At 75.9% G+C, this 7,540-nt stretch carries 5 protein-coding genes; 2 read left to right on the forward strand and 3 right to left on the reverse strand.

What is annotated here, in order from left to right; genetic code table 11:
- The 3 genes from AC5FZL_RS13935 to AC5FZL_RS13945 all read right to left on the reverse strand — a co-directional run.
- Nucleotides 1-1,493: diguanylate cyclase domain-containing protein (locus AC5FZL_RS13935; protein ID WP_493619490.1), on the reverse strand; the 1,493-nt coding region annotated here is incomplete at its 3' end.
- Nucleotides 1,494-1,585: 92 nt separating this feature from the next.
- Nucleotides 1,586-3,937 (reverse strand): glycoside hydrolase family 65 protein, encoded by a 2,352-nt coding sequence (locus AC5FZL_RS13940; RefSeq protein WP_493619491.1) that lies wholly within the window; start codon nt 3,935-3,937, stop codon nt 1,586-1,588.
- Nucleotides 3,934-4,683 (reverse strand): beta-phosphoglucomutase family hydrolase, encoded by a 750-nt coding sequence (locus AC5FZL_RS13945; protein ID WP_493619494.1) that lies wholly within the window; start codon nt 4,681-4,683, stop codon nt 3,934-3,936. The genes AC5FZL_RS13940 and AC5FZL_RS13945 overlap by 4 nt, the downstream gene beginning before the upstream one ends.
- A gap of 146 nt (nt 4,684-4,829) precedes the next feature.
- Between AC5FZL_RS13945 and AC5FZL_RS13950 the strand changes: the two genes are divergently transcribed.
- On the forward strand, nt 4,830-5,207 hold the full coding sequence (locus AC5FZL_RS13950) for a VOC family protein (RefSeq protein WP_493619492.1): 378 nt from the start codon (nt 4,830-4,832) through the stop codon (nt 5,205-5,207).
- Between the two features lie 119 nt (nt 5,208-5,326).
- Nucleotides 5,327-7,540 (forward strand): TM0106 family RecB-like putative nuclease (locus tag AC5FZL_RS13955; RefSeq protein ID WP_493619493.1); only part of this gene is annotated, 2,214 nt, incomplete at its 3' end.

Here is a 7,540-nt window from a genome sequence, read left to right on the forward strand (position 1 = left end):
TTCTCGGCGTACATCGCCGTGTCGGCGCACTGCAGGACGGAGTCGGCGTCGGCGCCCGGCAGCGCGGCGGCCAGGCCGATGCTGGCGCCCACGCGCACGACCTCCGCGTCCAGCCGCACCGGCGCGCTGACCGCCTGGCGCAGCCGCTCGGCGACCGCCTCGGCGTCGGCGAGGGCCGTGGCGGGCAGCAGGACGGCGAACTCGTCGCCGCCCAGGCGGGCGCAGGTGTCCTCGGCGCGGACGATGCGGCGCAGGCGGCTGGCCACCTCGCGCAGCAGGGCGTCGCCGGCGCGGTGGCCCAGCCGGTCGTTGACGGCCTTGAAGCCGTCGAGGTCGATGAAGAGCACCACGCCGCCGTCGGCGGACGCCGCGGCGTCCAGGGCCTCGTGGAAGGCGGAGCGGTTGGGGAGCCCGGTGAGCGCGTCGGTGCGCGCCGCGGTGGTGAGCTCGGCGTGCACCTGGCTGTTGCGCAGCGCCAGCGTCACCTGGTTCATGAGGGCGCGGACGGCGAGGACGGCCTCCTCCGGCACCGCGCGGGGGGTGCCGAAGAGCATCCAGGCGTCATGCGAGTCGGGCAGCGAGACGCAGAGCCACGCGCAGCGACGGCCGACCGCGGCGTCGAGCGCGGCAGCGTCGACCACCACCGCGGCCCCGTCGGGACCCGGCCCGAGCACGGTGCCGGGCAGGGTGGAGGGCGCGCTGACCAGGTCGCCGGCCGTCCCGTCCACGACCAGGCGGTCGCCGCGCCGGGTCACCGCGACGAGTCGCAGCCCCGGTGTCGCGGCGGCGATCTCGAGGCACCCGGCACCGGCGGCGGCGAGGATCTCCCCGCGGTCCGTCGTCGACAGCACGCGGCTGCCGGCGGCCACGAGGGCGGCGTCGCGCTGCGCCGCCTGCTCGCGGGCGAAGAGGTTCGCTCCCAGCATCCGGCCCACCACGACGACGAGGAACATGACGGGGAAGGTCCCGAGCAGCGGCGCCGCCGCGGGCACCGGGGCACCGGGGTGCACCAGCGGCCACAGCAGCAGGCAGCTGCCGATCCCCGCGGCGTAGAAGGCGCAGCGCACGACGGCGCGCGCCACGGACCCGTACAGGGAGCGGAACCACAGGCCCGAGAAGGCGAAGCTGAACACGACGGCGGGCTCGGCGCAGGACACCGCGACGGCGGCGATGCCCACGGCGTCGACGAGGTCCAGCGCGAGGGGGGAGCGCCGGGCCAGGTACCCGCCCGTCCACGACACGACGAGGATCGCGCTGCCGACGGCCGTGAGCACCACCGTGGTGCGCGTGGGCTCGGTCAGCGCCGCGGGCAGGCTCAGCAGCAGCGCCAGCACGGCGGTGAGGGCGTACAGCCAGCGCATGCCCTCGACCGTGCCGGCCGGACGGCGCACGAGGCGCCAGAGCCCCCGCAGGGGGTCGCGGCGCTCGCCCGGTGTGCGCGTGCTGCCCATGGTGACCTCGCTCTCGCCCCTGCGACCGCGGAGAGCGGACACCAGGACATCGACGGGGCCGGGCCGCCCTTGATCCGCCGGACGGCTGACGCCCAGGGCCTGCGGGCCTCCGGGTCAGCGAGGCGGTCGCGCCCTCATGCGCCGCTGCGGTGGGACGGCTCCCGCCCGGGGGGCTGGGGCGGGCGGGGCAGCAGCGGCACCCGCTTGGCCACCGGCAGGGTCACCGGCGCGCCGACGGCGACCGTGACCTCGTCCCCCGCGTGGTGGAAGGTGAGCGAGCCGTCCTCCCCGTCGCGCAGCGAGTACGTCGTCTGGTGCGGCTCGACGTTCACGCACAGCCGCAGGGCGCGCCAGCGCAGGGAGAACCGCAGCCGGGTGATCCCCTCGGGCAGCTGCGGGTCGAAGGACAGGGCCCCGCGGCGCTGGCGCATCCCGCCGAAGCCGTTGACCAGCGCCATCCAGGTGCCGGCCAGGGAGGCGATGTGCAGCCCGTCGCGGGTGTTGGAGTGCAGGTCGCGCAGGTCGATGAGCGCGGCCTCGTAGGTGTAGTCGTGGGCGAGCTCCAGGTGCCCCACCTCGGCGGCGGTGACCGCCTGCACGGACGCCGACAGCGAGGAGTCGCGCACGGTGCGCCGCTCGTAGTAGTCGACGTTGCGCGCCTTGTCCTCGGCCGAGAACTCGTCGCCGAACCACACCATGGCCAGCCCGAGGTCGGCCTGCTTCGCCACCTGCTTGCGGTAGAGGTCGAAGTAGGGGGCGTGCAGGAGCAGCGGGTAGTCGTGCCGGGCGGCGAAGTCCCACTCGGGGAGCTCGGTGAAGCCCGCGCTCTGCTGGTGGACGCCGAGCTGCTCGTCGTAGGGCAGGTGCACCCGGTCCGCGGCGTCGCGCCAGCGGGAGGTCTCCTCGAGGTCGACGCCGAGGTCGTGCGCGAGGTCGGGGTGGCGTCCTGCGGCGTCCGCCGCCGAGCGCAGGTTGTGCGCGGCGGCGAGGTTGGTGAAGACGTTGTCGGCGACCACGGCGGTGTACTCGTCCGGCCCGGTGACGCCGACGATGTGCCAGCGGCCCTCGCGGTCGTGGTGGCCCAGCGACATCCACAGCCGCGCCGTCTCGACGAGCAGCTCCAGGCCGATCTCGCGCTCGAGGGTGAGGTCGCCCGTGACGCAGCGGTAGCCCTCCACCGCGGCCGCGATGTCGGCGTTGACGTGGAAGGCCGCCGTGCCCGCCGGCCAGTACCCCGACGTCTCCTGCCCGCGGATCGTCCGCCACGGGAAGGCCGCCCCCGCCAGGCCGAGCTCGCGCGCGCGCTCCTGCGCCAGCTCCAGGGTGGAGTGGCGCCAGCGCAGCGCGTCGGCCACCGCCTCGGGCGCGGTGTAGGTCAGCACCGGCAGCACGTAGCCCTCGGTGTCCCAGAACGTGTGGCCGTCGTAGCCCGGCCCCGTCAGACCCTTGGCGGGGATGCACCGGCCCTCGGCGCGGGCACCGGCCTGCAGCACGTGGAAGAGGCTGAACCGGGCGGCCTGCTGGATCTCCGGATCGCCCTCGACCTGCACGTCGGCGGCGTCCCAGAACGCGTCGAGGTAGTCGCGCTGCTCGGCCAGCAGCCCGGCGAAGCCGGACGAGCGCGCGCCGGTCAGCGCCCCGGCCACCTGGTCGCGCAGGGCCGGCGTCGAGCGCAGCGCCGACCAGCCGTAGGCGATGAGCTTGACCACGCGCACCTGCTGGCCCGGCTCGAGCGTGGACAGGACCGTCGTGCGCGCCCAGTCGTCCGAGGCGTGCGTCTCCACCTCCACGGGGCCCTGGGCGTCGACGTCGTGGTCCATCCCGGCCGCCATCTGCAGCCCGCTCTCGCGGGTGCGGTGGATCATGATCGTGCTGGCGCGGCCGACGTCCCGCTCGACGGCGACCAGCGGGTTCTCCAGCGCCGCGGCCACCCGCGGGTCGCGCCGGGCGACGGGCAGCGCCTCGTTGGCCACGAGCTCGGACTGCACGATGACGCGCACGGGGTCGACGGCCTCGACGACGTACTCCACCGCCGCGACGGCCCGCTGGGTGAAGGACACGAGGCGGGTCGAGCGCACGCGCACCCGCTTGCCGGCGGGGGAGGTCCAGTCGACCTCGCGGGTCAGGGTGCCGGCCCGCAGGTCCAGCACCCGCTCGTGGGAGTGCAGCTGGCCGTAGCGGACGTCGAAGGGCTCGTCGTCCACCAGCAGCCGGATGAGCTTGCCGTTGGTGACGTTGACGATCGTCTGCCCGTCCTCCGGGTAGCCGTAGCCCGCCTCGGCGTAGGGCAGCGGGCGCTGCTCGAAGAAGGAGTTGAGGTAGGTGCCGGGCAGGCCGTGCGGCTCGCCCTCGTCGAGGTTGCCGCGGAAGCCGATGTGGCCGTTCGAGAGCGCGAAGATGGACTCGGTCTGGGCCAGGAGCTCGAGGTCCAGCGACGCCTCGCGCAGCCGCCAGGGCTCGACCGCGAGCACCGACGGCCCGATCACCGGTCGCCGCCCAGCAGGTCGGCGAGGTCGCGCACGACGACGTCGGCGCCCGCAGAGCGCAGGGCGTCGGCCTGCCCGACCCGGTCGACCCCGACGACGAGGCCGAACGCGCCGGCGCGGCCGGCCTGGACGCCGGAGAGCGCGTCCTCGAACACCGCGGCCCGCGACGCCTCGACGCCGAGCACGCGCGCGGCCTCGAGGAAGGTGTCGGGGGCCGGCTTGCCCCTCAGGTCGGGCCGCTCGCGCAGGGTGGCGCCGTCCACGCGCGCCTCGACCAGCGGGGCCAGGCCGGTCACCGCGAGCACGTGGGCGGTGTTGGCGCTGGAGGAGACCACGGCCCGGCGCAGCCCGGCCGCCCGCGCGGCCTCGAGGTAGCGCCGCGAGCCCTCGAAGACCTCGACGCCGTCGCGGTCGATGGTGGCGAGCAGCTCGGCGTTCTTGCGGTTGCCGAGCCCGTGCACCGTCTCGGCGTCGGGGCCGTCGTCGGGGGAGCCCTCGGGCAGCTCGATGCCGCGGCTGGCGAGGAAGCTGCGGACGCCGTCCGGACGCGCCTTCCCGTCGACGAAGGTCGCGTAGTCCGGCCCGGGGTCGAAGGGCACGAAGGGCTCGCCCGTGCGCTCGGCGCGCTCGCGCAGGTAGTCGTCGAACATCCGCGTCCAGGCGGTGTTGTGGACGGCCGCGGTGTTCGTCAGCACCCCGTCCAGGTCGAACAGGCACGCGGTGACGCCCTCGGGGAGCCCGAGCACGCCCTTCCCGCTCTCGTCGGTCACCCGACGACCGTAGACACCCCGGCCGGGCACCGCGCGGGATGGGTCGGGCGATGAGTCCGCGGGCCGCTCCCGGTCTGCCCTGGTGACCAGCGGCGCCGCTGGCGGGACGGACGGGGACGACGATGCTCGATGTCAGCGCGGCCTTCAGCAGCTTCTCGGTGGACGACGCGGACGCCGCCCGCGCCTTCTACGCGGACGTGCTCGGGCTGCCCGTGGCGGTCGACGAGCAGATGGGCGGCCTGCTGCGGCTGTCGCTGCCCGGGGGGCAGGAGGTGATGGCCTACCCCAAGGCCGACCACGTGCCGGCGACCTTCACGGTGCTCAACCTCGTCGTGGCCGACGTCGACGCCGCCGTCGACGAGCTGGCCCGCAGCGGCGTGGCGCCCGAGCGGTACGAGGGCCTCGGGCAGGACGAGCGGGGGGTCGGGCGCGGGCGGGGGCCGGCCATCGCCTGGTTCACCGACCCCGCCGGCAACGTGCTCTCCGTCCTGGAGGGATGAGGCGGGCGGTCCCACCGGCCCTCCGATCCTCCCGTTTCGCCCCGTTCTGACGGGGGTGTGCGGCAGCATCGACCGCGTCGGCCCTGGAGCCGGTGTCGGACGGCGGGGGAGCACGGGCGATGCGGGTCTCAGGCGGTCAGCTGCTGTGCAGCCCCAGCGACGTGGTCGAGGCCAGCACCTGCACCCACCGGGCCGTCAGCGCCTACCAGCGCGCCCACGGCGTCGAGGTGGCCGGCGCGGCCGCCGTCTCCGAGGCCGTCGCCGTCCGCGGCGGTGAGCACGAGGCCGCGGTGGTCCAGGCGTTCTGCGACGCCGGCCTCGCGGTGACCGACCTCTCCGGCGTCACCACGGACACCACCGCGTGGGGGCTGCTGGCCGAGCGCACCCTCAAGGTCCTCGCCGACGGCGGCGCCGACGTGGTGCTGCAGGCCGGCGTCCTCGACGAGCGCCACCCCGGGATGCTCCTCGTCGGCCGGCCGGACTTCCTCGTCCGCCTTCCCGACGGCTCCTGGCGCGTGGAGGACGCGAAGCTCGCGCGCAGCGTCCAGCCCAGCGCCGTGCTCCAGACCATGCTCTACCGCGACGCGCTGGCCGCCGCGGGGGTGCCGGTCGCCGACGACGTGCGGCTGCACCTGGGCGACGGGCGGGTCCTCGACGTCCCCGCGCGCAGCGCCGCCGCGTGGGCCCGCCGCCAGCTCGCCGACCTCGCCGACCTGCTCGCGGGCCTGCCCGCGCGGCACGTGCTGCACCCCAGCTTCCGCGCGCGGGTGGAGTGGTGCGGCGTCTGCGCCGACGACTCCCCCTGCGGGCAGGCGCGCCAGCGCCAGGACCACCTCGGCTTCGTCGCCGGCATGCGCCGCGACCAGGCCCGCAAGCTCGCTGCCGCGGGGATCAGCACCACCGCCGCGCTCGCGCAGGCCGAGGAGGCCCCGCCCGGGCTGGCCGCCGCGGCGTTCGCCCAGCTGCGCGAGCAGGCCCGCCTGCAGGTGCAGGCGCGCGAGAGCGGCCGGATCCCCGTGCAGGTGCGCCGGCACCCCAGCGCGGTGCGCGCGCGCGACGTGCGCCCGGGGCTGTGGCTGCTGCCCGAGCCGGACGCCGGCGACGTCTTCTTCGACATGGAGGGCGACCCCCACTACGTCGAGCTCCCCGCCGGGGCGCCCCCGGGCGCGTCCTCCGGCGCCCGCACGGCGGGGCTGGAGTACCTCTTCGGCGCCACGCACGACGGCGACGCGTTCACCCCGTTCTGGGCGCACGACCGAGCCGGGGAGGGCGCCGCGTTCGCGGCCTTCGTGGACTGGGTCGAGGCCCGCCGCGCCCAGCACCCGGGGATGCACGTCTACCACTACGCCCCCTACGAGCGCTCGGCGCTGACCCGCCTGGCCGGGGCCCACGCCACCCGCGGCGACGTCGTCGACGCGTGGCTGCGCGAGGGCGTGCTCGTCGACCTCTACGCCGCGGTGCGCGGCGGGCTGCTGGCCGGCATCCCGTCGTACTCGATCAAGAAGGTCGAGAAGCTCTACGACGTCGTGCGCACCGAGGCCGTGGCCACCGCGGGCGACAGCATCGAGCAGTACGAGGCGTACCTGCGCGACGGCGACGAGCGGGTGCTGGCCGAGATCGAGCGCTACAACCGGGTCGACTGCGACTCCACCCGCGACCTGCGGGACTACCTCCTCCGGCTGCGCGCCGACGCCGTCGCCTCGGGAGACCTCGAGCCCCTGGTCGTCGAGGAGCCGGCCGACGCCCTGCTCGACGACGACGCCGAGCCCAGCCCGCGGGCGGCGCTGCGCGAGGCGCTGGCCGAGGCCGCGGCCGCCCTCGTCGGCGCGCACGACCCCGGCACTCCCCTGGAGGACCCCGCCGACGAGGCCCGGCGGCTGCTGGCCGGTCAGCTCGGCTACCACGTGCGCGAGGAGAAGGCGGTCTGGCAGGACGTCTTCCGCGTCGCCGGCGAGGTCTCGGTCGAGGGTCCGGGCGCGGCGATCGCCGACGGCACCGTGCTCGGCGGCCTGGAGCTGCGCGGCGCGTCGGGGGCCGAGGGGAAGCAGACGTGGACCTGGAGCGCGCCGCTGCAGGACACCAAGGTCGAGAAGGGACAGGTCTTCGCCTGCATCGGGGGCATGCCCGTCGGCGCGTCCGTGCTCGACGTCGGCCCCGACCCCGACGACCCGGGCCGCCTCGTGGTGACGACGTCGATGCCGGCCAAGGTCACCGAGGCCGGAGGGTGGTCGGCGTCGAGCGCGCCGCCGGTCGACGCCCTGCTGCCCGCCGGGATGGTCACCGCCGAGCCCCTGCAGCGCTCCCTGCTCGACCTGGCCGCGGTCGTGGGTCCG

It is taken from the genome of Quadrisphaera sp. DVD1, from assembly GCF_058932755.1.